The organism is Enterobacter sichuanensis, from assembly GCF_002939185.1.
Lineage (GTDB): Bacteria > Pseudomonadota > Gammaproteobacteria > Enterobacterales > Enterobacteriaceae > Enterobacter > Enterobacter sichuanensis.
Genome location: NZ_POVL01000006.1, coordinates 52,939 through 78,220, shown reverse-complemented (window position 1 = coordinate 78,220; position 25,282 = coordinate 52,939). Strand labels below are relative to the sequence as shown.

Genomic DNA, 25,282 nt, shown 5'->3' with positions numbered 1-25,282 from the left:
GGAGAGGGGAATGTGTTACTTCATTCTCGCCATATAATACGCGTCCACATATTCACCGTTGCGCAGGGCATAGCGCTTGCCGGTGCCTTCAATTTCGAACCCGTGTTTTTTGTACACCGCAATCGCCGGTTCGTTATCGACAAACACCGTCAGCTCAATGCGGTCAACGCGCAGCCAGTTATCGCACATATCAATCATGGTGCGCATCAGCGCGCTGGCAACGCCCCGGTTTTGCCACTGCGCGCCGACACAAATCCCAAAATCAGCCACATGGCTGCGGCGCGGGCGTTGCGCGACGGCGATGCACAGATGGCCGGCGACTTGACCGTCTATGCAGGCGACGAGCTGCTTGATGCCGGGCTGGTCGGATAGCCGTTCTTGCCACATCTGCTCAGAGGGATGAGGAACCTGTAGTGTGTTGTGGTACACCTCCGGCTGGGCGTGGATCTGACGAATGGCGTCATAATCTTTCGGTTCCGCATGGCGTATCACTATCTCACTCATTCCTTGTTCCTCAGTCAGTTAAATGTCCCTTCCAACATCAATGAGTTTAAAATTTGAGTCAACCGCTATTTTTTGCAAAAAGTATTGGACAAGTGCGAATGAGAATGATTATTATTGCTTTGCATTCAGGAAGACCGCTACGGGAACCTGAAAGCACGACATTGCTCACATTGCTTCCAGTATTACTTTAGCCAGCTTTTAGCTGGCTTTTTTTTTGTTATGGTTAGACTCAGTAACCTTCCAAAAGGACTGAGCCATGACACTACATTGCGCATTTATTGGATTTGGTAAAAGCACCACCCGCTATCACCTTCCGTATGTCCTCAACCGTAAAGACAGCTGGCATGTGGCGCATATCTACCGTCGCCGCGCGAAGCCTGAAGAGCAATCCCCGCAGTATTCCCATATTCATTTCACCAGCGATCTGGATGAGGTGCTGGGCGACCCGCAGGTTAACCTGGTCGTCGTCTGTACCCATGCCGACAGCCATTTTGACTATGCGAAACGCGCGCTCGAAGCGGGCAAAAACGTGCTGGTAGAAAAGCCCTTCACCCCGACTATCGCCGAAGCGAAGGCGCTATTCGCGCTGGCGAAAAGCAAAGGCCTGACCGTCACGCCGTATCAGAACCGACGCTTTGACAGCTGCTTCCTGACGGCGAAAAAAGCGATTGAGAGCGGCAAGCTGGGCGAGATCGTGGAAATCGAAAGCCACTTCGACTACTACCGTCCGGTGGCGGAAACCCAACCCGGCCTGCCGCAGGACGGTTCCTTCTACGGTCTCGGCGTCCATACGATGGATCAGATCATCTCCCTGTTTGGTCGACCTGACCACGTGGCGTACGACATTCGCAGCCTGCGCAACAAAGCCAACCCGGATGACACCTTTGAAGCGCAGCTGTTTTACGGCGATCTCAAAGCCATCGTTAAGACCAGCCATCTGGTGAAAATCGACTACCCGAAATTTATCGTTCACGGCACCAAAGGTTCGTTTATCAAATACGGTATCGACCAGCAGGAGACCAGCCTGAAGGCCAACATCATGCCGGGTGAACCGGGCTTTGCGGCGGATGATTCAGTGGGCGTGCTGGAGTACGTCAACGCTGAGGGGGTGACGGTCCGAGAAGAGCTTACGCCAGAAACCGGCGACTATGGCCGCGTCTATGACGCACTGTTTGCGACCCTGACTCGCGGCACGCCGAATTACGTCAAGGAATCTGACGTTCTGACCAACCTCGAAATCCTTGAGCGGGCCTTTGAACAGGCTTCTCCTGCCACGGTAACCCTCGCGAAATAAGCAAAAATGGCTCCTCTGCGCTTGTTCATAATTTTTGAACAGAGGAGTCAATTTTCACCCTCTATGATCCCAGACCGTTTGCGTCCACACTTACTCCATCGAAACGAACTGAGGGTGAAAACAATGATCTACTTACGCAAAGCAAACGAACGTGGTCACGCGAATCATGGCTGGCTGGACTCATGGCATTCATTCTCGTTTGCCGACTACTACGACCCGAATTTTATGGGCTTCTCCGCCCTGCGCGTGATTAACGATGACGTCATTGATGCAGGCCAGGGCTTCGGTACCCATCCGCACAAAGACATGGAAATCCTCACCTATGTGCTGGAAGGCGCGGTGGAGCACCAGGACAGCATGGGCAACAAAGAGCAGGTTCCGGCGGGCGAGTTCCAGATTATGAGTGCGGGTACCGGGGTACGTCACTCCGAGTACAACCCGAGCAAAACGGAAAAATTGCACCTGTATCAAATCTGGATCATTCCAGAAGAGACCGGCATCACGCCGCGCTATGAGCAGCGCCGCTTCGACGCGAAACAGGGCAAACAGCTGGTACTGTCCCCGGATGCGCGCGACGGTTCCCTGAAAGTACATCAGGATATGGAATTGTACCGCTGGGCGCTGGCGAAAGATGAACAGTCTGTACATCAGATTGCCGCTAACCGCCGCGTCTGGATCCAGGTGGTGAAAGGTGAAGTCTCCATCAACGGTACGAAAGCGACAACCGCCGATGGTCTGGCAGTCTGGGATGAGCAGGCGCTCTCCGTGCATGCCGACAGCGAAAGTGAAATTCTGCTGTTTGACCTGCCGCCGGTGTAATAAAACATAAATAAATACCCATCCTTCCCTTTGACAGGGGAAGGATGGGCTTTGTCCGTGATAAACTGAGCAAATCTCTCTCTTCAAGATTTCTCAGGACGATGAAAAAGAAACGCCCCGTACTTCAGGATGTCGCCGATCGCGTCGGTGTGACCAAAATGACGGTCAGCCGTTTTTTACGTAACCCGGAGCAGGTTTCCGTGGCATTGCGTGGCAAGATTGCTGCTGCCCTTGATGAACTGGGTTATATCCCCAACCGTGCGCCCGATATCCTCTCCAATGCGACCAGCCGTGCGGTGGGCGTCCTCCTGCCTTCTTTAACCAACCAGGTGTTTGCCGAAGTGCTGCGCGGCATTGAAAGCGTCACCGACGCCTTTGGTTACCAGACCATGCTCGCCCACTACGGGTACAAGCCGGAACTGGAAGAGGAGCGTCTTGAATCGATGCTTTCCTGGAACATCGACGGCCTGATTTTAACCGAACGTACTCACACTCCCCGCACGCTGAAGATGATTGAAGTCGCCGGTATTCCGGTGGTGGAGCTCATGGACAGCCAGTCGCCGTGCCTCGATATCGCCGTCGGCTTTGATAACTTCGAAGCGGCGCGGCAGATGACAGCGGCAATCATCGCCCGCGGACATCGTCATATCGCCTATCTGGGTGCGCGTCTGGATGAACGTACTATCATCAAACAGAAGGGATACGAGCAGGCGATGCTCGACGCAAACTTAACCCCGTACAGCGTGATGGTGGAGCAGTCCTCTTCCTACACCTCGGGTATTGAGCTGATGCGTCAGGCACGACGCGAGTATCCGCAACTGGACGGTATTTTCTGTACCAACGATGACCTTGCGGTCGGCGCGGCGTTTGAGTGCCAGCGTCTGGGGCTGAAGATCCCTGACGATATGGCCATCGCCGGTTTCCACGGCCACGACATTGGTCAGGTGATGGAGCCGCGTCTGGCGAGCGTGCTGACGCCGCGTGAACGCATGGGGCGCATTGGTGCAGAACGCCTGCTGGCGCGCATTCGGGGTGAGACGGTTACGCCGAAAATGTTAGATTTAGGTTTCACCTTGTCACCGGGTGGATCTATTTGAATCGACAAATTTGAAGTAGCTCACACTTATTCACTTCGCGCACGTTTGGATATTGCTTCTCTTTTGCCCCGGCAGGACAATGTTACCGATAACTGTTACCCGTAACTATTGACTGAGGGACACCCTTTGAGCACGACTAATCATGATCACCACGTTTACGTCCTGATGGGCGTTTCCGGTAGCGGGAAATCAGCCGTGGCCAGCGAAGTGGCGCATCAACTCCATGCTGCGTTTCTTGATGGCGACTTCCTCCATCCGCGCAGCAACATCATGAAAATGGCCTCCGGCGAGCCGCTGAACGACGACGACCGCAAACCGTGGTTGCAGGCGCTGAATGACGCCGCGTTCGCCATGCAGCGCACCAACAAAGTTTCCCTGATCGTCTGCTCCGCGCTGAAAAAAACCTACCGCGATCTGCTGCGTGACGGCAATCCGAACCTCTCGTTCATCTACCTGAAAGGTGATTTCGAGGTGATTGAAAGCCGCCTGAAGGCGCGTAAAGGTCACTTCTTCAAAACGCAGATGCTGGTGACGCAGTTCGAAGCGCTGCAGGAGCCGGGTGAAGATGAGAAAGACGTCTTAGTGGTTGATATCGATCAGTCACTGGAGGGTGTTGTTGCCAGCACCATCGAGGTCATTAATAAAAGGCAGTAAGTTTTGAGTACATTAACGCTAGTTTTGACAGCAGTGGGTTCCGTATTGCTGCTGCTGTTTTTAGTGATGAAGGCACGTATGCATGCCTTTGTTGCCTTGATGGTGGTTTCTATTGGTGCAGGTCTCTTTTCCGGTATGCCGCTCGACAAGATCGCCGCGACAATGGAAAAAGGGATGGGTGGCACGCTGGGCTTCCTGGCGATTGTGGTCGCGCTGGGCGCCATGTTTGGCAAGATTTTGCACGAGACGGGCGCGGTCGATCAGATTGCCGTCAAGATGCTGAAATCCTTCGGCCACAGCCGCGCACATTATGCGATAGGTCTGGCGGGACTGATCTGCGCGCTGCCGCTGTTCTTTGAAGTTGCCGTGGTGCTGCTGATTAGCGTGGCGTTCTCTATGGCGCGCCATACCGGCACTAACCTCGTGAAGCTGGTGATTCCGCTTTTTGCGGGCGTGGCGGCAGCGGCAGCGTTTCTGCTACCCGGGCCCGCGCCAATGCTGCTGGCCTCCCAGATGCATGCTGACTTTGGCTGGATGATCCTGATTGGCCTGTGTGCGGCGATCCCGGGGATGATTATTGCCGGCCCGCTGTGGGGCAACTTCATCAGCCGTTACGTTGAACTGCACATCCCGGATGATGTCACCGAGCCGCACCTGGGCGAAGGCAAAATGCCCTCCTTTGGTTTCAGTCTGTCGCTGATCCTGCTGCCGCTGGTTCTCGTGGGCCTGAAAACCATCGCCGCGCGCTTTGTGCCGGTAGGCTCCACCGCGTATGAGTGGTTTGAGTTTATTGGTCATCCGTTCACGGCGATCCTGGTGGCCTGTCTGGTAGCGATTTACGGCCTGGCGATGCGTCAGGGAATGGCGAAAGACCGGGTGATGGAAATCTGCGGTGCAGCGCTGCAGCCTGCGGGGATTATCCTGCTGGTGATCGGTGCCGGCGGCGTGTTCAAGCAGGTGCTGGTGGATTCTGGCGTCGGCCCGGCGCTGGGCGAAGCGCTGACCGGGATGGGGCTACCGATTGCAGTCACCTGCTTCGTGCTGGCGGCGGCGGTGCGTATCATCCAGGGTTCCGCAACCGTGGCGTGTTTAACCGCCGTGGGTCTGGTGATGCCGGTGATTGAACAGCTCAACTACTCTGGTGCACAGATGGCCGCGCTTTCTGTCTGTATCGCGGGCGGTTCGATTGTGGTCTCTCACGTTAACGATGCCGGATTCTGGCTGTTCGGCAAGTTTACCGGCGCCACCGAAGCGCAAACCCTGAAAACCTGGACGCTGATGGAAACCATCCTTGGCACGACAGGGGCGATTGTCGGAATGATTGCGTTTACGCTATTGAGCTAAACGCGACGCGTTAACAACGCTCAAAAAATAAGGCCCGGTAGCGTTAGCGCTTACCGGGCCTTTTTATTATCCAGGGCGTCAGGCCGGGCCATAACCCGGCATTGTATTACTCGCCCTGCGTGGCGCTCTCAATCGTCAGGCGCACGTCTGAGGTGATCAGCTCTGCCAGCATCTGGTAAACCTTCAGCGTCTCTTCCGGCTCGGCATCACCCGTATCACTGATATAACCTTCATCACGCAGCGTCAGAACCAGGGAGCTGAAGACCGCTTTGTCGAAGAATTCAGGCGCGTTAATGCCGTGCAGCACGGACAGGCGTTGTGCCAGCGTCCGGCTCTCTTTCTCCAGCGTACCGCGGTTGATGGACGGGTTCGCACTCAGCAGCCAGAACGTAATGGCGTAGCGCTGCAGCGTTTCGCGCGCACCGGCCGCCAGCAGCTGCAGGGTACGGGAGCGTGACGGATTGATGTGCAACTCGTCATTCGTCACGGTGATCAACCCCTGACGACGCAGCTCTTCGGTCAGCTTATCCAGCACGCCCGCCAGCTCGTCTTTGCTCCAGCGCAGGAACAGCTCCGCTTTCAGCATCGGGTAGAGTGTCTCAACGTGGTGCAACAGCGCCTGGCGCGAGATGCGACGATGCTGGGTAATAATGGCCGCCATGAGCGACGGCAGCATCAGCATGTGGGTAATGTTGTTGCGGTAGTACGTCATCAGCACGGCCTGCTCGCGCGGCAGAATGATGATGTCGCCGATGGTGTCTTTTTCGACTTCGAACTTGTTCATCTGCAACGCGTGATCGATAAGCTCACTGGCCGTTGCAGAAGGCACGGTTGAATCAACCGAATACGGCACGTTGCGCATCATATCCAGATAGCAGTCCAGCTGCTCTGTCAGCTGTTCACGGGTTAGCGAACGTTGACGTGAAGCCAGAAGCGCCGTACAGCACAGGTTCATGGCGTTAGCCGCACCGGCGTTGTTAATGCGCACCATCAACTCAGAGGCGATGCCATTGACCGTTGGCGTCAGCCAGGCCGGACGAACCGCTTCGATAGGGTCAATGGACTCGCGCCACTCCGGAACGTGGTGGTTCAGGTACGTCATCAGCGGCATCGGCTCGCCAAAGTTGACGTAGCCCTGGCCGAGGTTGCGTAACTTGCTCAGGCCACGCAGCATCTGCGGCAGGCTCTCTTTCTCTTTGGTCGCCCCACGCAGCTCTTTGGCGTAAGTTCCGACTTCCATCACGTGCTCATAGCCAATGTAGATTGGCACCAGCGTGATGGGACGGGTTCCTCCGCGCAGCATCGCCTGGATGGTCATCGACAGCGTGCCGGTTTTCGGATCGAGCAGACGCCCGGTACGGGAACGACCGCCCTCCACGAAGTACTCCACGGAATAGCCACGGCTGAACAGCTCGCCCAGATATTCACGGAATACGGTGGAGTAGAGCTTGTTGCCCTTGAAGGTACGACGAATAAAGAAGGCACCCAGTCGGCGGAAAATCGGGCCTGCTGGCCAGAAGTTCAGGTTAATCCCGGCAGCGATGTGCGGCGGCACCAGCCCCTGGTGATAGAGCACATAAGACAGAAGCAGGTAGTCCATGTGGCTGCGGTGGCAGGGAACATAAACAATCTCATGGCCATCATGCGCCAGCTGACGTACACGCTCGGCATTATGAACGTTGATGCCCTGATAGAGGCGGTTCCAGGTAAAGCCGAGAATACGGTCGGAAAGGCGAATCATCTCGTAAGAGAAATTCGCGGCGATCTCTTCCATCAGCGCAATGGCGTTCTGCTGGGCTTTCTCATGCGAAATTTTCTTGCTGCGCGCTTCATCTTCAACGGCGCGGGCAATCGCTTTGGAGGCCAACAATTTGTTGAACAGATCCTGACGCGCCGGGAGACGTGGCCCGACGGCAGCCAGGCGCTGACGGGCGAAGTGCATACGCGCCACGCGCGCCAGTTTTTGCGCGATGATCTTGTCGGTGCCGTGCTCGTCCGCCATTCGACGCAGCGACACGGAAGGGGAGAAACGGACGAAACTGTCGCGTCCCAGCCAGGAGACCGCAAAGAACTTCTGGATGCCGTTAAGCATGCGCAACGGTGGGTTCTCTTCCCCTTTTTCGCGGCCCGGGCGGCGACCAAACATCACCGACACCGGCACCATCTGTACATCCAGGTCAGGATTGCTGCGGTGCAGGTCGAGATAGTCATGGAACAGCTTGATGGACTCTTCCTTTGGCGTGTAATAGGTAAACACACGCGGCCCACCGTGGATGAACACGTAGCGCGGCAGCAGCGTACCGTCAACTTCCAGCGGTTCAAGCGGGTCAGGTAAGTCATGCGCCAGACACTGGGCGCGAAGCGTCAGTAAGTCTGCCTTCGAGTTATAAGGCAAAACATACATAATGGGACGCGACGTATCGAGCCCCAATTCCAGCGCGGGTTCTGCTGGGATAGACTTGCTTTTTACCAGGATGCTTAATGGTAAATTAAGTAATTTGTAGTAAATTCGTGGCCAGCCGGACATAAACGATGTAAAGCCTCTGGTTAATAATGCAATTGCGGCGCAAGGATAACAGAAAGCGCGCAAAATTTCTGTTGTTACCCGTCATACTTCAGGCTGTAGCGAAACGCGTTACGGCCCCTGTTACTGACGCTCTTTTTTAAAAAAGGTTCTTTTAATGGCCAATAATACCACTGGGTTAACCCGAATCATCAAAGCTGCTGGCTACTCCTGGAAAGGTTTTCGCGCCGCGTGGGTCAACGAAGCGGCCTTCCGCCAGGAGGGCATCGCCGCGATTGTCGCGGTGATTATCGCCTGTTTCCTTGATATTGATGCGATAACGCGCGTTCTTCTGATCGGATCCGTATTGTTGGTGATGATAGTGGAAATTCTGAATAGCGCTATTGAGGCCGTTGTGGATCGTATCGGCTCTGATTTCCACGAACTTTCAGGCCGGGCAAAAGACATGGGCTCTGCTGCCGTGTTGCTGGCGATTATCACTGCCGTTATCACCTGGGTCACGCTGCTTTGGTCACATTTCCGATGAGCCTCGAGGAATAATTAAGTCCCTGGTTTTTTGTGCAGTTTTTGGTTCCAAAATCGCCTTTGACTGTATATACTCACAGCATAACTGTATATACACCCAGGGGGCGGAATGAAAGCGTTAACGACCAGGCAGCAAGAGGTGTTTGATCTCATTCGGGATCATATCGGCCAGACGGGTATGCCACCCACGCGTGCGGAAATCGCGCAGCGTCTGGGCTTCCGTTCTCCGAATGCTGCCGAAGAACACCTGAAAGCGCTGGCGCGTAAGGGTGTCATTGAGATTGTTTCGGGCGCGTCACGGGGTATCCGCCTGCTGGTGGAAGAAGAGACGGGCATTCCGCTGGTAGGGCGTGTTGCTGCAGGTGAGCCTTTACTGGCTCAGCAGCATATTGAAGGCCATTACCAGGTCGATCCTGGCATGTTCAAACCGAGCGCTGATTTCCTGCTGCGCGTAAGCGGTATGTCGATGAAAGACATCGGCATTCTTGATGGCGATCTGCTTGCGGTTCACAAAACGCAGGATGTACGAAACGGCCAGGTTGTGGTCGCACGTATTGATGATGAAGTGACCGTCAAGCGTCTGAAAAAACAGGGTAACACCGTACAGTTACTGCCTGAAAACAGCGAGTTCTCCCCGATTGTGGTGGACCTCCGTGAACAGAACTTCTCTATCGAAGGGCTGGCGGTTGGGGTGATTCGCAACGGTGAATGGCTTTAATCTTTTCCTGACAGGCTACAGCTCCGCTGTAGCCTGATTCATTTTCCACTTCCGGTATTTTTCATGTCACTGCTGACGGCATCCGATAAGGCATTGTGGCGTCTTGCTTTGCCGATGATTTTCTCCAATATCACCGTGCCCTTGCTGGGGCTGGTCGATACCGCCGTTATTGGTCATCTGGATTCGCCTGTTTATCTTGGCGGCGTGGCGATTGGCGCGACGGCAACCAGCTTTCTGTTCATGTTGCTGCTCTTTTTGCGCATGAGTACGACCGGCCTTACCGCGCAGGCTTACGGTGCAAAAGATCCGTTGCGTCTGGCGCGTGCGCTGGTACAGCCGATGATGCTTGCGCTTGGCGCAGGGGCGTTGATCGTTTTACTGCGCGCTCCCCTGATTGACCTTGCACTCCATATCGTTGGCGGCAGCGAGGCAGTACTGGAACAGGCGCGGCGTTTTCTTGAAATCCGCTGGCTTAGCGCGCCCGCCTCGCTGGCTAATCTGGTTCTGCTGGGGTGGCTCCTGGGCGTCCAGTATGCCCGTGCGCCTGTCATTCTGCTGGTGGTGGGCAACCTGCTCAACATTGTGCTGGATGTCTGGTTGGTAATGGGGCTGCAGATGAACGTGCAGGGGGCAGCGCTGGCGACGGCGATTGCCGAATACGGGACCTTTATTATTGGTCTGTGGATGGTCTGGCGTGTGCTGGTGATGCGCGGGATCTCCCTTACGCTGCTCAAAACCGCCTGGCGCGGCAATATCCGTAAGCTGCTGGCGCTCAACCGTGACATCATGCTGCGTTCATTGCTGCTTCAACTCTGCTTTGGTGCACTAACGGTCTTTGGCGCACGGCTCGGGCCAGACATCGTTGCGGTTAATGCCGTCCTGATGACGCTGCTGACCTTTACCGCCTATGCGCTGGACGGCTTTGCCTATGCGGTTGAAGCGCATTCGGGGCAGGCGTATGGCGCACGGGAAAGCGGGCATCTGCGGGATGTCTGGCGGGCGGCCTGTCGACAGTCGGGTCTGGTGGCGCTGGCATTCGCGCTGATTTACGCCTGCTTTGGCGAACAGATTATCGCGTTACTCACCTCCCTGCCGGCACTGCGCGAACTGGCGAGCCATTATCTCATCTGGCAGGTCATTTTGCCGGTGGTGGGTGTCTGGTGTTATCTGCTGGACGGCATGTTTATTGGCGCGACGCGCGGAGCCGAAATGCGTAACAGCATGGCTGTTGCGGCGGCCGGGTTTGGCCTGACGCTGCTGACGCTTCCGTGGCTTGGTAACCACGGTTTATGGCTGGCGTTGGCCGTCTTTCTCTCACTGCGCGGGTTATCGCTGGCGTTTATCTGGCGCCGACACTGGCAAAACAATACCTGGTTCCCCTCACGCCACGATATATCGTGACGGTTAAAGATTCCGAATATAAAACTAACAGCGGAATCCTTAACTACAATAATTATCACGTCCAGCAGAAAAGAACGTAACGGACGTTACGACCCGACGCTTAACGAAGAGGACACGATGATGAATAAAGACGAAATCGGCGGCAACTGGAAGCAGTTCAAAGGTAAAGCGAAAGAACAGTGGGGTAAGCTGACGGATGACGATATGACCGTCATTGAAGGTAAACGCGACCAGCTTGTCGGTAAAATTCAGGAGCGTTACGGCTACGCAAAAGACCAGGCGGAAAACGAAGTCAAAGACTGGGAAACCCGTAACGATTACCGCTGGTAACGCTGAATAACCCACTGAGGCGGCTTAAAAGCCGCCTTTTCTTTTGCTGCTAACGCGGCTTTTTCTTTACCAGAATCGAGTGGTCGTGCTGACATGCGTCCTGATGACGACAGGCTTCCACTTCCACACACGCTGAGCACAGACCGTGTGCCTCAATCACGTTATGGCGCAGGGCAAAGCCCATTTTAGCGGCCAGCGTATGCATAATGTCTTCCACACCTTCCGCACCTTCTTCTTTCACCACGCCGCAGCGGTCACAAATAAACATCGCCGATGTATGGGTAGGCTGATCGAACAGATGACACAGCACATAGCTGTTTGTGGATTCGACTTTATGCACAAACCCTTGTTCCAGCAGGAAATCCAGCGCACGATAGACCGTCGGTGGCTTTGCCTGCGGCTCGCTTTCGCGGAGCAGGTCGAGCAGATCGTAGGCGCTGATGGCACCCTGTTGCAGACTCATCAAGCGCAACACTTCAAGGCGCTGCGGAGTCAGGCGCACATTGCGTTGCGCGCACAGCTTTTCGGCCTGCGCTAACAGCTCTTTTGTGGACTTATCCATTTAGCACCCCGGATGTTATAGGACGGAAAACCCTCACTTTATCATGTTCTGCTAAAAACACCGAGATCGGCCAGTCTGTGCTATACCTGACCCATCGCAAACCGGGAGATAAACAATGAAAAGACCTGACTGTATTCGGCACTGGCGTGATGTTGAAGGTGCGGATGACTCGACTTACCCCGACAGCGATGAGCTGTTTTCCATCGGTGCGCCGCTGGCCCGCAAGCTCGGGCTCGGGCGCATTGGCATCCATCATGAGCGTTTGCCGCCAGGACGCAGGACATCCTATCCCCACGCGGAAAGCGATGAAGAAGAGTTTATTTACGTGATTGAAGGCTACCCTGAAGCCTGGATTAATGGCTACTTGTGGAAGCTGGAGCCTGGCGACAGCGTGGGCTTTCCTGCCGGAACCGGCATCTGTCATACCTTTATCAATAACACGGACGAAGAGGTTCGGTTACTGGTCGTTGGCGAGGCTAACAAGAAGCACAACCGTATCTACTATCCGCTCAACCCGGAGTACGCCGCCACGCGGCAAGATCGCTGGGTAGACCATCCTCCCCAGTTTTTTGGGCCGCATGATGGAAAACCTGGGAAAAAATAATTTCCTCTTCTATAAATATTGAGGGCCGTCACAAATTACAACAGGCCGTAAGGAAGTTTTACTTAGGGAAAGAATTAGCGGGTCTTTTACTACTTATTCACAGCAATAGTTCGTTCCTGTTTGGGTGATAACAGACAGGGGTTATTTCATAACAGACTATAACGGGCATACTGTGAAAAAAAATTTTAAATTTTCGGTGGTTAGCATTGCTGTCTCCTTGTTTATGGCAAATCAGGCGGGAGCAGCCAATACCTGGACAGAATCACGCAGCGACGCAATGGGTGGCACCGGCGTGGCTTCGGGAAGCTATGGCAGTGGGGCGTTAATCAACCCCGCGCTGCTGGCAAAGGCAAAACCGGACGATGATGTGACGGTCATATTGCCTTCGGTTGGCGCGCAGATCACGGATGAAGACAATCTTCAGGACGAGATTGATAATATCAACGACAAAATTAATCACTATAAGGATGTGGTGGATAATCTTACGCCGGTTGAAATTATCACCAATCCATTAGGTTCTATTAACCAGTTCCAGGGCGCGGCAAAAGATCTTGCTGATGAGCTGGACTATCTCAAGGGCAAGACCGCACGCGCTACGGCAGGGGCAGGCATTGCCGTGAGTATCCCTAACGATGTCCTTTCCGTGGCGTTTATGGCGAAAGGCTACGCCCATGGTCGGGTGAGTTCGTCGATCGACCAGCAGGATATTGATTACCTCCGCGGTATTCAAAACAGTGATGCGGTCGCGGCCGGCGTCGCGCTGGATGCTGCGCTGAACGGCACGGACCAAATCACCAAAAACCTCAACTCGACGGCCTCTGGCCGGGCGGCAATTGTGTCCGACTATGGCGTTGCCATTGCCCGTCAGTTCGATCTTGGCGGCGTTCCGGTTTCCGTGGGCGTGACGCCAAAACTGCAAAAAACCTGGGTCTATAACTACACGACCTCAATCTACGATTACGACAGTAATAAGTGGAACGACAGCCGCTACCGTACAGACGATACGGGCTTCAACGTGGATGCCGGGATTGCGGCCGATTTCGGCGAAAACTGGACCGTCGGCGTGAGCGGACAAAACCTGATGTCGCGTGATATCGACACCAAAGATATCCGTATCCGCAACGGGCGTACGGGAGAAGTGGTGAGCTATAAAGACACCTACCAGATCCGTCCGCTGGTGACCGCCGGGGCCGCCTGGCACAACGATCTGGTGACGCTGACCGCCGATGGTGATCTGACGGAAACCAAGGGCTTCAAGAGCGAAGATACGTCACAGTATGTTGGTGTCGGTGCCGAAGTCACGCCGCTGAGCTGGCTGGCGGTGCGGGCGGGTTATCGCGCAGACGTGAAGGGTAACGACAGCAATGTCTTTACCGGCGGTGTCGGTTTCGCGCCGTTTAGCACCGTGCATGTTGACCTGATGGGTCTGTACGGCGAAGACGAGACCTGGGGAGCAGGGGCTCAGCTGAGCATGACGTTCTAAAGTCCACCGGAGGCGCTGCGCCTCCGGCTTTTCTTTGTGCTATAGTAGCGCCCCTTTTCCACCAGATGCTTAAAACTTCGCCATGTCGTCAGAATTACAGACTGCTTTTTCCGCACACCGTTTTTCCATTGCGCCGATGCTCGACTGGACGGACAGACACTGCCGCTACTTCCTGCGTCAGCTCTCCCGCCATACGCTGCTTTACACCGAGATGGTGACCACGGGCGCAATCATCCACGGCAAGGGCGACTATCTGGCCTATAGCGAGGAAGAGCATCCGGTTGCCCTGCAGCTGGGCGGCAGCGATCCGGCCGCGCTGGCGCAGTGCGCGAAGCTGGCAGAAGCGCGCGGCTACGACGAGATCAACCTCAACGTCGGCTGCCCGTCCGATCGCGTGCAAAACGGCATGTTCGGCGCGTGCCTGATGGGGAACGCTCAGCTGGTGGCGGACTGTATCAAGGCGATGCGCGACGTGGTCTCCATCCCGGTGACGGTCAAAACCCGCATCGGCATTGACGACCAGGACAGCTACGAATTCCTGTGCGATTTTATCAATACGGTTTCCGGGAAAGGCGAATGCGAGATGTTTATCATCCACGCGCGTAAAGCCTGGCTTTCTGGTCTTAGCCCAAAAGAGAACCGTGAAATTCCACCGCTGGACTATCCTCGCGTGTATCAGCTGAAGCGTGATTTCCCGCACCTGACGATGTCGATCAACGGCGGCATTAAGTCGCTGGAAGAGGCGAAAGCGCACCTTGAACATATGGATGGTGTGATGGTCGGGCGCGAGGCGTATCAAAACCCGGGCATTCTGGCGTCGGTCGATCGCGAAATCTTTGGCGTTGAAGAGGCAGACACCGACCCGGTTGCCGTGGTGCGTGCCATGTATCCTTACATTGAGCGCGAGCTGAGCAACGGCACATATCTTGGCCACATTACCCGCCATATGCTCGGCCTGTTCCAGGGGATCCCCGGGGCGCGCCAGTGGCGTCGCTACCTGAGCGAGAACGCGCATAAAGCCGGCGCCGATATCGATGTGCTGGAGCATGCGCTGCGACTGGTGGCTGATAAGCGATAATTTTCGCTAAAAGTTCGTCAAATTCACCACGCCCTGCGACGTCTCGCGGGGCGTTTTGCTTTAAGAACAAGAGATTAGATTTGGCATGGATTTTGTAATGCCTGTTGCATTACTCGGGAACTCGTGGGAGAGCACCATGCTGGAACTACTTTTTGTGATTGGCTTTTTTGTCATGCTGTTAGCGACAGGTGTGTCGCTGCTCGGCATTCTGGCGGCTATCGTCGTGGCGACGGTGGTGATGGTTATCGGCGGTTTATTTGCCCTGACGATCAAGCTGTTGCCGTGGTTACTGCTGGCCATTGCGGTGGTGTGGGTGATACGGGCGATAAAATCACCAAAACTGCCCACTTATCAGCGCAATAACCGCTTTCGTTACTAAGGTATTGAGGGGTTCGTCACATACTTGTAACTTTTCCGGCAGCAGGGCTTAGAACAGAATAGGATTTACTTATCGAATCTGTCACTATGGCTGCCGCTAAAGAATTCATCGAGCTGTACCCTACATACAGCCGAACTAAAAAAAGAAAGGGCTTCCTTAAGGAAGCCCAATTTCTTTTCAGGGCTCAGGGAATCAGCAAACTCGACCCCTGCGTGGCCCGACTCTCCAGCACCTCATGTGCGCGCTGCGCATCGATTAGCGGATATTTCTGCGCCTCTGCCACATCCACTTTTATCACCCCGCTGGCGATCAGCGAGAACAGCTCGTTACTGGCTTCCTCCAGCTCTTCCCGGTTGGTGATGTAACCCTGCAGGGATGGGCGCGTGACGTACAGCGAGCCTTTCTGATTCAGAATGCCGAGATTTACCCCGGTCACCGCGCCTGACGCATTCCCGAAGCTGACCATCAGCCCACGACGCTGCAGACAATCCAGCGAGGCTTCCCAGGTATCTTTCCCTACAGAGTCATACACGACGCGGACTTTTTTGCCGTTGGTTATCTCTTTCAGCCGTTCGGTAATGCTCTCTTCACGGTAGTTAATGACCTGCCAGGCGCCCGCCTGCAACGCGCGCTGCGCTTTTTGCGCATTGCCCACGGTACCGATCAGTTTCGCGCCCAGTGCTTTTGCCCACTGGCAGGCGATAAGCCCGACGCCACCCGCCGCGGCATGGAACAGGAACTGCTCGTCGGGTTTTATTTCATAGGTTTTGCGCAGCAGGTAGTAAACGGTCAACCCCTTCAGGAACGAGGCCGCCGCCTGCTCAAAGGTGATGGCGTTGGGCAGCAGGGCGGCTTTATCCGCCGGGACGTTATGGACGGAGCTGTAAGCCCCAAGAGCCGATTGCGCATACACCACGCGGTCGCCCTCCTTAAGATGCTTAACCGCGCTGCCCACTTTGCTGACGATACCGGCCGCCTCGGTGCCCAGCCCGCTCGGCAGTGACGGAGGCGGGTAGAGACCGCCGCGAATATAGGTATCGATATAGTTAATGCCGATGGCTTTGTTTTCGACCTGCACTTCATTTTCGCCAGGCGCGGCGGGGGTGAACTCCACCGCTTTGAGTACGTCAGGGCCACCATGCTTGTGAAATTCAATACGTGTTGCCATGCTTCCTCCAGAATGTGGTAATCTTTCGACCCACTCTTTATCTCGGTAACTCCATTCACTATGGCAGGAAACAAACCCTTCAACAAACAGACTGAACCTCGCGAGCGTGATTACCAGGTCGCAGGGTTAAAGGTCCCGCCGCACTCGATTGAAGCGGAACAGTCGGTGTTGGGCGGTTTAATGCTGGATAACGAACGCTGGGACGACGTCGCTGAGCGCGTGGTGTCTGAAGATTTCTACACCCGTCCGCACCGTCATATCTTTACCGAAATGGCGCGTCTGCAGGAGTCGGGCAGCCCGATTGACCTGATCACGCTCGCGGAATCGCTGGAGCGTCAGGGTCAACTGGACAGCGTCGGCGGGTTCGCCTATCTGGCAGAATTGTCGAAAAACACGCCAAGTGCGGCGAACATTAGCGCCTACGCCGACATTGTGCGCGAACGTGCGGTTGTCCGCGAGATGATCTCAGTGGCGAATGAGATCGCCGAAGCCGGTTTCGATCCGCAGGGCCGCACCAGCGAAGATCTGCTCGACCTCGCCGAGTCCCGCGTCTTTAAAATCGCCGAAAGCCGCGCCAATAAAGACGAAGGCCCGAAAAACATCGCCGATGTCCTCGACGCCACCGTCGCCCGTATCGAACAGCTGTTCCAGCAGCCGCATGACGGTGTGACCGGGGTGAACACCGGCTATGACGATCTCAACAAGAAAACCGCCGGCCTGCAGCCGTCGGATTTGATTATCGTCGCCGCGCGTCCGTCGATGGGTAAAACGACCTTTGCGATGAACCTCGTCGAAAACGCGGCGATGTTGCAGGACAAGCCGGTACTCATCTTCAGTCTTGAGATGCCCTCCGAGCAGATCATGATGCGTTCTCTGGCATCGCTGTCGCGCGTGGACCAGACCCGCATCCGTACCGGTCAGCTTGACGATGAGGACTGGGCGCGCATCTCCGGCACCATGGGCATTCTGCTGGAAAAACGTAACATTTATATTGATGACTCCTCCGGCCTGACGCCGACGGAAGTCCGTTCCCGCGCGCGCCGTATCGCCCGCGAGCACGGCGGCATCGGTCTTATCATGATCGACTACCTTCAGCTGATGCGCGTGCCGTCGCTTTCCGACAACCGTACGCTGGAAATCGCCGAGATTTCCCGCTCGCTCAAGGCGTTAGCCAAAGAGCTGCACGTGCCGGTCGTGGCGCTGTCGCAGCTTAACCGCTCTCTGGAACAACGTGCCGACAAACGTCCGGTCAACTCTGACCTGCGTGAATCCGGCTCCATCGAGCAGGATGCGGACTTAATCATGTTCATCTACCGTGATGAGGTTTATCACGAGAACAGCGACCTGAAAGGGATCGCCGAAATTATTATTGGTAAACAACGTAACGGCCCGATTGGGACGGTGCGTCTGACCTTTAACGGCCAGTGGTCGCGTTTCGACAACTATGCCGGTCCTCAATATGATGATGAGTAATTTCTAAGGAATTCAAATGCAAGCGGCAACAGTCGTCATCAACCGCCGCGCTCTGCGACACAACCTGCAACGTCTGCGTGAACTGGCACCCGCCAGCAAGCTCGTTGCAGTCGTGAAAGCGAACGCTTACGGACACGGTCTTCTCGAGACCGCGCGAACGCTCCCCGATGCCGACGCCTTTGGCGTCGCCCGTCTTGAAGAAGCTCTCCGCCTGCGCGCGGGGGGGATCACGCAACCGATTCTGCTGCTGGAAGGTTTTTTCGAAGCCACAGATTTGCCGACCATTGCAGACCAGCATCTTCACACGGCGGTGCATAACGAAGAGCAGCTCGCCGCACTGGAAACCGCCGAGCTAAGCGAACCGGTCACCGTGTGGATGAAGCTCGACACGGGCATGCACCGTCTGGGTGTGCGTCCGGAGAACGCGGACGCGTTTTACCAGCGTTTGTGCCAGTGCAAAAACGTGCGTCAGCCGGTGAATATTGTCAGCCACTTCGCCCGCGCCGATGAGCCCGAGTGCGGTGAGACCGAGCGGCAACTGGATATCTTTACCACCTTCTGCGAAGGCAAGCCCGGAATGCGATCCATTGCGGCATCCGGCGGAATTTTACTGTGGCCTCAGTCGCACCTCGACTGGGCTCGCCCGGGCATCATTCTTTACGGCGTGTCGCCGCTGGAGAACAAACCCTGGGGACCGGACCTGGGTTTCCAGCCGGTGATGTCTCTGGTGTCTAATCTGATTGCCGTGCGCGAACACAAAGCGGGTGAGCCGGTAGGTTACGGCGGCACCTGGACCAGCGAGCGTGATACCCGTCTCGGCGTCGTGGCAATGGGCTATGGCGACGGCTATCCGCGCGCCGCGCCGTCCGGTACGCCGGTTCTGGTCAACGGCCGCGAAGTGAAGATTGTGGGGCGGGTGGCGATGGACATGATCTGCGTCGATCTGGGGCCCGACGCCCAGGATAAACCCGGCGACGATGTGGTGATGTGGGGCGAAGGGTTGCCTGTTGAACGCATTGCCGAAATGACAAAAGTGAGTGCTTACGAACTTATCACGCGCCTGACATCAAGGGTGGCGATGAAATACATCGATTGAACCGACAATGAAGTGAGGCCAATAACCTCACTTCAACTTTATTAACATCCACTCGATCTTCTCCCACTTCCGGTTTATTGTTGAATTCCCTGCCTCATCGAATTCCGGAGACATCGCGTGTTTCAGAAAGTTGACGCCTACGCCGGCGACCCCATTCTCTCCTTAATGGAGCGTTTCAAAGAAGATCCTCGCAGCGATAAAGTGAACCTCAGCATTGGCCTGTATTACAACGAGGATGGCATTATTCCTCAGTTGAAAGCCGTCGCTGAAGCCGAAGCGCGTCTGAACGCCGCGCCGCACGGTGCGTCGCTATATTTGCCGATGGAAGGGCTCAACAGCTACCGCAACACCATCGCGCCGCTGCTGTTTGGTGCCGATCACGCCGTGCTGGCGCAAAAACGGGTGGCGACCATCCAGACGCTGGGCGGGTCGGGTGCGCTTAAAGTGGGTGCCGACTTCCTGAAAAAATATTTCCCGGATTCGGGAGTGTGGGTCAGCGACCCAACGTGGGAAAACCACGTAGCGATTTTTGAAGGCGCAGGATTTAAGGTGTCGACCTACCCGTGGTTCGACAGCGAAACCAACGGCGTGCGCGTTGAGGCGCTGCTGGAAAAACTGAATACGCTGCCGGAGCGCAGTATCGTCCTGCTGCATCCGTGCTGCCATAACCCGACCGGTGCAGACCTGACAAATGCTCAGTGGGATGCAGTGATTGAGGTGCTGAAAGCGCGCAATCTGATCCCGTTCCTCGATATTGCCTATCAGGGCTTTGGCGCAGGGATGGAAGAGGATGCCTACGCGATCCGCGCCGTTGCCAGCGCTGGGCTGCCTGCACTGGTGAGTAACTCCTTCTCGAAAATCTTCTCCCTGTACGGCGAGCGCGTCGGTGGCCTTTCCGTGGTGTGCGAAGACGCCGAAGCGGCGGGCCGTGTACTGGGGCAGTTGAAGGCGACGGTGCGCCGTATCTACTCCAGCCCGCCAAACTTTGGTGCGCAGGTGGTGGCGACCGTTCTCGGTGATGAGCAGCTGAAAGCTAACTGGCTTGCTGAAGTGGAATCCATGCGTAAGCGTATTCTGTCGATGCGTCAGGAACTGGTTAACGTGCTGAAAGAGGCCGTGCCGGGGCATAACTTTGGCTATCTGCTGAAACAGCGCGGGATGTTCAGCTACACCGGACTGAGCGCCGCTCAGGTCGATCGCCTGCGTGAAGAGTTTGGCGTCTATCTGATTGCCAGCGGGCGTATGTGTGTAGCAGGTCTGAATGCCAGTAACGTGCATCGTGTGGCGCAGGCATTTGCCGCTGTAATGTAAGTATTTACTTACTTGTATGCCCTTTGTAGGCCGGGTAAGGCGTAGCCGCCACCCGGCTTTTTTGTTTGCACCAGTGTAAAATTTCGCCCGGTGGCGCTGCGCTTACCGGGCCTACACGCCTCTTCTGTGCTTTGTGATCGTCTTCTTTTTATTCGACTTCATAAGTAAAAACTCCTTCCCTTCACCTCCCGCTGGGGTTATGGTCGGAAAGTTTTTGACCATTCGCTCAAAATAAAACGATAACGAACTGAATATTCAGGGGAAAATATGCGCAAGATCACACTGGCGCTCAGCGCCGCCTGCTTATTGTTCTCGCTTAACAGTGCTGTCGTCGCGCGCGCTTCCGCCCCGACGCCGCTTTACACCGGCACCACCGCTGCCATTCTTGCCGAACAGGCACCCATTCACTGGGTTTCCGTGGCCCAGATCGAGAACAGCCTGATGGGGCGTCCGCCAATGGCCGTGGGCTTTGATATTGACGATACCGTTCTGTTCTCCAGCCCGGGATTCTGGCGCGGCAAAAAAATGTATTCCCCCGACAGCGAAGCGTATCTGAAAAACCCCGAATTCTGGGAAAAAATGAACAACGGCTGGGACGAATTCAGCATCCCGAAAGAGGTGGCCCGCGCGCTTATCGCCATGCACGTGAAGCGCGGCGACAGCATTTACTTTGTCACCGGACGCAGTCAGACCAAAACGGAAACCGTCTCTAAAACCCTGCAGGATGATTTCATGATCCCGGCGGCCAACATGAACCCGGTGATCTTTGCGGGTGACAAAGAAGGGCAAAACACCAAAACCCAGTGGCTGGAAATGAAAAATATCAAACTGTTCTACGGTGATTCAGATAACGACATTACCGCTGCGCATGACGTCGGGGCCAGAGGGATCAGAGTATTACGCGCTTCTAACTCGACCTATCGACCGCTGCCGATGGCCGGAAAGTTTGGCGAAGAGGTGATCGTCAACTCGGAGTATTAAGCCCCAGGCAGCGGCTTTGACTCTTTTTTAGTCAAATCTCGCTGCTGCGGGTTTTACCTTTCGTCTTCTTGCTGCACACTTAGAAAGATTCATCTTTCATTACGGAGCAGCACATGTGGTATCAACAGACCCTGACGTTAAGCGCTAAACCACGCGGATTTCACCTGGTGACGGATGAAGTCATCGGGCAAATCCGCGACCTGTCGCAGGTCAAAACGGGTTTGCTGCATTTGCTGCTTCAGCACACGTCTGCCTCTCTCACACTTAATGAAAATTGCGATCCCACCGTCCGGTCTGACATGGAGCACCATTTTCTGAAGACCGTTCCGGACAACGCGCCTTATGAGCACGACTATGAGGGCGACGATGACATGCCTTCACATATCAAATCTTCCCTGCTGGGCGTATCGCTGATATTACCGGTACACCATGGGCGGCTAATGCTGGGAACATGGCAGGGGATCTGGCTGGGAGAGCATCGTATTCACGGTGGTTCGCGTAAAATTATCGCCACGCTACAAGGGGAATAAAGATGACAATTTCGGAGCTACTTCAGTACTGCATGAGTAAACCAGGCGCGGAGCAGAGCGTTCATAGCGACTGGAAAGCCACCCAGATTAAAGTGGGGGACGTCCTGTTTGCGATGGTGAAAGAGGTTGAGGGGCGTCCAGCGGCGTCGCTGAAAACCAGCCCGGAACTGGCCGATTTGTTACGCCAGCAGCACCATGACGTGCGGCCAAGCAAGCATCTCAATAAAGCTCACTGGAGTACCGTCTATCTTGACGGGTCGCTGCCAGGCTCACAAATATACTATCTGGTTGACGCGTCTTATCAGCAGGCGGTTGAGCTGCTGCCGGAAGCGACCCGACAGCAACTCTCCGTGTGACAATTACAGCAATGGCTTGAGGAAGCGCGCGGTGTGCGAGGCTTCGCACTCTGCAACGGTCTCTGGGGTGCCGGAGACAAGGATTTCACCGCCGCCGCTGCCGCCTTCCGGGCCGAGATCGACAATCCAGTCCGCGGTTTTAATCACGTCCAGGTTGTGTTCAATGACCACAATGGTGTTGCCCTGATCGCGAAGCTGATGCAGAACGTCGAGCAGCTGCTGGATATCGGCAAAGTGCAGACCGGTGGTCGGCTCATCCAGGATATACAGCGTCTGACCGGTACCGCGTTTGGACAGCTCACGCGCCAGCTTCACGCGCTGCGCTTCGCCCCCTGACAGTGTGGTGGCGGATTGCCCCAGACGAATGTAGGTCAGACCGACGTCCATCAGCGTCTGCAGCTTACGCGCCAGCGCAGGTACGGCATCAAAGAACTCACGCGCCTCTTCGATGGTCATGTCCAGCACTTCGTGGATCGTTTTGCCTTTGTACTTAATCTCCAGTGTTTCGCGGTTATAGCGTTTGCCTTTGCACTGGTCGCACGGCACGTAGATATCCGGCAGGAAATGCATCTCCACCTTGATCACGCCGTCGCCCTGACACGCCTCACAGCGGCCGCCGCGAACGTTAAAGCTGAAACGACCTGGCGTATAGCCGCGCGAACGCGCTTCCGGAACGCCTGCAAACAGCTCACGTACGGGCGTAAAGACGCCGGTATAGGTCGCCGGGTTGGAACGCGGGGTCCGGCCAATCGGGCTCTGATCAATGTCGATAACCTTATCGAAATGCTCCAGCCCCTGGATATCACGGTACGGTGCCGGTTCGGCCAGCGTCGCGCCGTTCAGCGCCGTCTGCGCAATCGGGAACAGCGTATCGTTGATTAGCGTCGATTTACCGGAACCGGATACGCCAGTAATACAGGTAAACAGGCCAACCGGCAGCGTCAGGGTGACGTCTTTCAGGTTGTTGCCGCGCGCGCCGGTGAGCTTAAGCACTTTCTCCGGATTCGCCGCCACGCGCTGCTTCGGCACCTCAATCTTGCGCTTGCCGCTCATGTACTGGCCGGTTAACGATTCTGGCACTGCCATAATGTCTTTCAGGGTGCCTTCCGCGACCACCTGGCCGCCGTGTACGCCCGCGCCCGGGCCGATGTCGATAACATGGTCGGCAGCACGGATCGCATCTTCATCATGCTCAACCACAATCACCGTATTGCCGAGGTTACGCAGATGAATAAGGGTACCGAGCAGACGCTCGTTGTCGCGCTGGTGAAGGCCGATGGACGGCTCATCAAGCACGTACATGACGCCGACCAGGCCTGCGCCAATCTGGCTTGCCAGACGGATACGTTGGGCTTCACCGCCGGAGAGCGTTTCTGCCGAGCGGGAAAGCGTCAGGTAGTTCAGGCCGACGTTGACCAGGAACTTCAGACGATCGCCGATCTCTTTCAGCACTTTTTCGGCGATTTTCGCGCGCTGGCCAGAGAGCTTCAGATTGTTGAAGAAGTCCATTGCGTGACCGATGCTCATGTCTGAGATGGTCGGCAGTGCGGTGTTTTCCACAAACACGTGGCGCGCTTCGCGACGCAGACGGGTGCCGTCACAGGTGGCGCAGGAGCGGTTGCTGATGAACTTCGCCAGCTCTTCGCGTACCGCGCTGGATTCCGTCTCTTTGTAGCGGCGCTCCATATTGTGCAGCACCCCTTCGAAAGGGTGGCGACGTACGGAGGTGTCGCCGCGATCGTTCATATATTTGAACTCGATGTTCTCTTTACCGGAACCGAACAGGATCACTTTGTGCACGTTCGGGCTCAGGCTGGCCCACGGCGCTTCCACGTCGAACTTATAGTGCTCTGCCAGCGATTTAAGCATCTGGAAGTAGTAGAAGTTACGCTTATCCCAGCCGCGGATCGCGCCGCCCGCAAGCGACAGCTCCGGATTCTGGATCACACGATCCGGGTCAAAATACTGCTGCACACCCAGGCCGTCACACGTCGGGCAGGCGCCCGCCGGGTTGTTGAATGAGAACAGGCGCGGTTCCAGCTCGCGCATGCTGTAGCCGCAAATCGGACAGGCAAAGTTGGCGGAGAAGAGCAGCTCTTCCGCCTGCGGGTCGTCCATGTCGGAGACCACGGCGGTACCGCCGGAGAGTTCCAGCGCGGTTTCAAACGATTCCGCCAGACGCGTGGCGAGATCGTCACGCACCTTAAAGCGGTCAATCACCACTTCAATAGTGTGCTTCTTCTGCAGCTCCAGCTTAGGGGGATCGGACAGGTCACACACCTCGCCATCAATACGGGCGCGGATATAGCCCTGGCTTGCCAGGTTTTCCAGCGTTTTGGTGTGCTCGCCCTTACGCTCTTTGATGATCGGCGCCAGCAGCATCAGGCGTTTGCCTTCCGGCTGCGACAGCACGTTATCCACCATCTGGCTCACGGTCTGTGCCGCCAGCGGGACGTCGTGGTCCGGGCAGCGCGGCTCACCCACGCGGGCATACAGCAGACGCAGGTAGTCATGAATTTCGGTAATGGTACCGACCGTTGAGCGCGGGTTATGCGAGGTGGACTTCTGCTCAATAGAGATAGCAGGAGACAAGCCTTCAATGTGGTCGACATCCGGTTTTTCCATCAGCGACAGGAACTGACGCGCGTACGCAGAGAGTGATTCAACGTAACGACGCTGTCCTTCGGCATACAGAGTGTCGAAAGCCAGTGAGGATTTGCCAGACCCCGAAAGCCCGGTCACGACAATGAGTTTGTCGCGAGGGATTATGAGGTTGATATTCTTGAGATTGTGGGTGCGGGCGCCCCGAACTTCGATCTTATCCATTCACCTTTCCCGGTTGGAACACGGATTGCCTGGTTTGTTTGAAGGACAAACGGCTGTCAGAAACGGCTAATTATGACACAATTTGACCTGTTTGAATATACAGTATTGGAATGCATTTTCTGACTGACTGTGTAACAATGTTATGTTCGCACGAGAACTCTGGAATCCATCTCGCAGCTATCAAAATGCAGCATGGAAATGGTACACTCGCGCGTTTACACTATT

The 25,282-nt window shown here is 55.7% G+C and carries 24 protein-coding genes and 1 pseudogene; 20 read left to right on the top strand and 5 right to left on the bottom strand.

The features are described from left to right. Nucleotides 1-15: 15 nt before the first annotated feature. Nucleotides 16-504, bottom strand: a complete 489-nt coding sequence (yhhY, locus tag C5687_RS04720) for an N-acetyltransferase (protein WP_059386348.1) — start codon at nucleotides 502-504, stop codon at nucleotides 16-18. A 256-nt stretch (nucleotides 505-760) separates the two neighbouring features. Between yhhY and C5687_RS04715 the strand changes: the two genes are divergently transcribed. The 5 genes from C5687_RS04715 (at nucleotide 761) to gntU (ending at nucleotide 5,712) form a co-directional block, all read left to right on the top strand. After that, the gene (locus tag C5687_RS04715) at nucleotides 761-1,798 is read left to right on the top strand and encodes an oxidoreductase (RefSeq protein WP_025757821.1); all 1,038 of its coding nucleotides are present in this window, start codon (nucleotides 761-763) and stop codon (nucleotides 1,796-1,798) included. A 123-nt stretch (nucleotides 1,799-1,921) separates the two neighbouring features. Beyond that, complete coding sequence (locus C5687_RS04710; protein WP_025757822.1) at nucleotides 1,922-2,617, top strand: pirin family protein; 696 nt, start codon at nucleotides 1,922-1,924, stop codon at nucleotides 2,615-2,617. A 101-nt stretch (nucleotides 2,618-2,718) separates the two neighbouring features. After that, nucleotides 2,719-3,714, top strand: coding sequence for a gluconate operon transcriptional repressor GntR (gene gntR, locus C5687_RS04705; protein WP_025757824.1), 996 nt, complete (start codon nucleotides 2,719-2,721; stop codon nucleotides 3,712-3,714). Nucleotides 3,715-3,840: 126 nt separating this feature from the next. Beyond that, nucleotides 3,841-4,368: a gluconokinase gene (gntK, locus tag C5687_RS04700; protein ID WP_025757825.1), complete on the top strand. Its 528-nt coding sequence runs from the start codon at nucleotides 3,841-3,843 to the stop codon at nucleotides 4,366-4,368. A gap of 3 nt (nucleotides 4,369-4,371) precedes the next feature. Next, nucleotides 4,372-5,712 (top strand): gluconate transporter, encoded by a 1,341-nt coding sequence (gntU, locus tag C5687_RS04695; protein WP_045285558.1) that lies wholly within the window; start codon nucleotides 4,372-4,374, stop codon nucleotides 5,710-5,712. 106 nt (nucleotides 5,713-5,818) lie between these two features. On the opposite strand, the gene plsB is transcribed toward gntU, so the two are convergent. Further along, complete coding sequence (gene plsB / locus C5687_RS04690; protein WP_025757827.1) at nucleotides 5,819-8,239, bottom strand: glycerol-3-phosphate 1-O-acyltransferase PlsB; 2,421 nt, start codon at nucleotides 8,237-8,239, stop codon at nucleotides 5,819-5,821. A gap of 154 nt (nucleotides 8,240-8,393) precedes the next feature. On the opposite strand from plsB, the gene C5687_RS04685 reads away from it, so the two are divergent. The 5 genes and pseudogenes from C5687_RS04685 to C5687_RS04670 all read left to right on the top strand — a co-directional run bounded on the left by C5687_RS04685 (nucleotide 8,394) and on the right by C5687_RS04670 (nucleotide 11,210). Continuing rightward, nucleotides 8,394-8,762, top strand: coding sequence for a diacylglycerol kinase (locus C5687_RS04685; RefSeq protein WP_047957539.1), 369 nt, complete (start codon nucleotides 8,394-8,396; stop codon nucleotides 8,760-8,762). A gap of 108 nt (nucleotides 8,763-8,870) precedes the next feature. Then, nucleotides 8,871-9,479, top strand: coding sequence for a transcriptional repressor LexA (gene lexA / locus C5687_RS04680; protein ID WP_025757830.1), 609 nt, complete (start codon nucleotides 8,871-8,873; stop codon nucleotides 9,477-9,479). A 63-nt stretch (nucleotides 9,480-9,542) separates the two neighbouring features. Further along, nucleotides 9,543-10,880: an MATE family efflux transporter DinF gene (gene dinF, locus C5687_RS04675; protein ID WP_104556503.1), complete on the top strand. Its 1,338-nt coding sequence runs from the start codon at nucleotides 9,543-9,545 to the stop codon at nucleotides 10,878-10,880. Continuing rightward, nucleotides 10,877-10,951 (top strand): annotated as a pseudogene (locus tag C5687_RS25250) (hypothetical protein); the annotation flags it as partial. The gene dinF and the pseudogene C5687_RS25250, both read left to right, overlap by 4 nt. Before the next feature lie 49 nt (nucleotides 10,952-11,000). Beyond that, nucleotides 11,001-11,210: a CsbD family protein gene (locus C5687_RS04670; RefSeq protein ID WP_014882139.1), complete on the top strand. Its 210-nt coding sequence runs from the start codon at nucleotides 11,001-11,003 to the stop codon at nucleotides 11,208-11,210. 49 nt (nucleotides 11,211-11,259) lie between these two features. Here C5687_RS04670 and zur read toward each other — a convergent pair whose 3' ends face one another. Beyond that, nucleotides 11,260-11,772, bottom strand: a complete 513-nt coding sequence (gene zur, locus C5687_RS04665) for a zinc uptake transcriptional repressor Zur (protein WP_025757832.1) — start codon at nucleotides 11,770-11,772, stop codon at nucleotides 11,260-11,262. Nucleotides 11,773-11,887: 115 nt separating this feature from the next. On the opposite strand from zur, the gene C5687_RS04660 reads away from it, so the two are divergent. The 4 genes from C5687_RS04660 (at nucleotide 11,888) to pspG (ending at nucleotide 15,316) form a co-directional block, all read left to right on the top strand. Then, nucleotides 11,888-12,376, top strand: a complete 489-nt coding sequence (locus C5687_RS04660) for a cupin domain-containing protein (RefSeq protein ID WP_025757833.1) — start codon at nucleotides 11,888-11,890, stop codon at nucleotides 12,374-12,376. Between the two features lie 172 nt (nucleotides 12,377-12,548). Further along, complete coding sequence (locus C5687_RS04655; protein WP_025757834.1) at nucleotides 12,549-13,859, top strand: conjugal transfer protein TraF; 1,311 nt, start codon at nucleotides 12,549-12,551, stop codon at nucleotides 13,857-13,859. Nucleotides 13,860-13,941: 82 nt separating this feature from the next. Continuing rightward, nucleotides 13,942-14,937, top strand: a complete 996-nt coding sequence (dusA, locus tag C5687_RS04650; protein WP_104556502.1) for a tRNA dihydrouridine(20/20a) synthase DusA — start codon at nucleotides 13,942-13,944, stop codon at nucleotides 14,935-14,937. 136 nt (nucleotides 14,938-15,073) lie between these two features. After that, on the top strand, nucleotides 15,074-15,316 hold the full coding sequence (gene pspG, locus C5687_RS04645) for an envelope stress response protein PspG (RefSeq protein WP_025757837.1): 243 nt from the start codon (nucleotides 15,074-15,076) through the stop codon (nucleotides 15,314-15,316). Nucleotides 15,317-15,500: 184 nt separating this feature from the next. Here pspG and C5687_RS04640 read toward each other — a convergent pair whose 3' ends face one another. Continuing rightward, on the bottom strand, nucleotides 15,501-16,484 hold the full coding sequence (locus tag C5687_RS04640) for a quinone oxidoreductase (protein WP_045285555.1): 984 nt from the start codon (nucleotides 16,482-16,484) through the stop codon (nucleotides 15,501-15,503). Nucleotides 16,485-16,544: 60 nt separating this feature from the next. Here C5687_RS04640 and dnaB point away from each other — a divergent pair, with 60 nt between their 5' ends. The 6 genes from dnaB to C5687_RS04610 all read left to right on the top strand — a co-directional run bounded on the left by dnaB (nucleotide 16,545) and on the right by C5687_RS04610 (nucleotide 22,231). After that, nucleotides 16,545-17,957, top strand: coding sequence for a replicative DNA helicase (gene dnaB, locus C5687_RS04635; protein ID WP_025757838.1), 1,413 nt, complete (start codon nucleotides 16,545-16,547; stop codon nucleotides 17,955-17,957). Nucleotides 17,958-17,973: 16 nt separating this feature from the next. Continuing rightward, nucleotides 17,974-19,053 carry an alanine racemase gene (gene alr, locus C5687_RS04630; RefSeq protein ID WP_095450296.1) on the top strand — a complete coding sequence of 360 codons (1,080 nt, stop codon included), beginning with the start codon at nucleotides 17,974-17,976 and terminating at the stop codon, nucleotides 19,051-19,053. Between the two features lie 117 nt (nucleotides 19,054-19,170). Continuing rightward, entirely contained in the window at nucleotides 19,171-20,364 is a 1,194-nt protein-coding gene (tyrB, locus tag C5687_RS04625) for an aromatic amino acid transaminase (RefSeq protein ID WP_104556501.1), read from the top strand. Between the two features lie 267 nt (nucleotides 20,365-20,631). Further along, complete coding sequence (gene aphA / locus C5687_RS04620) at nucleotides 20,632-21,345, top strand: acid phosphatase AphA (protein ID WP_047957545.1); 714 nt, start codon at nucleotides 20,632-20,634, stop codon at nucleotides 21,343-21,345. Between the two features lie 113 nt (nucleotides 21,346-21,458). Beyond that, the gene (locus tag C5687_RS04615; protein ID WP_095441874.1) at nucleotides 21,459-21,875 is read left to right on the top strand and encodes a secondary thiamine-phosphate synthase enzyme YjbQ; all 417 of its coding nucleotides are present in this window, start codon (nucleotides 21,459-21,461) and stop codon (nucleotides 21,873-21,875) included. 2 nt (nucleotides 21,876-21,877) lie between these two features. Further along, nucleotides 21,878-22,231 carry an MmcQ/YjbR family DNA-binding protein gene (locus C5687_RS04610; RefSeq protein ID WP_025757844.1) on the top strand — a complete coding sequence of 118 codons (354 nt, stop codon included), beginning with the start codon at nucleotides 21,878-21,880 and terminating at the stop codon, nucleotides 22,229-22,231. A 3-nt stretch (nucleotides 22,232-22,234) separates the two neighbouring features. Here the strand turns inward: C5687_RS04610 and uvrA are convergent, their stop codons facing one another. Then, nucleotides 22,235-25,057 carry an excinuclease ABC subunit UvrA gene (uvrA, locus tag C5687_RS04605; protein WP_047957548.1) on the bottom strand — a complete coding sequence of 941 codons (2,823 nt, stop codon included), beginning with the start codon at nucleotides 25,055-25,057 and terminating at the stop codon, nucleotides 22,235-22,237. Nucleotides 25,058-25,282 lie beyond the last annotated feature (225 nt).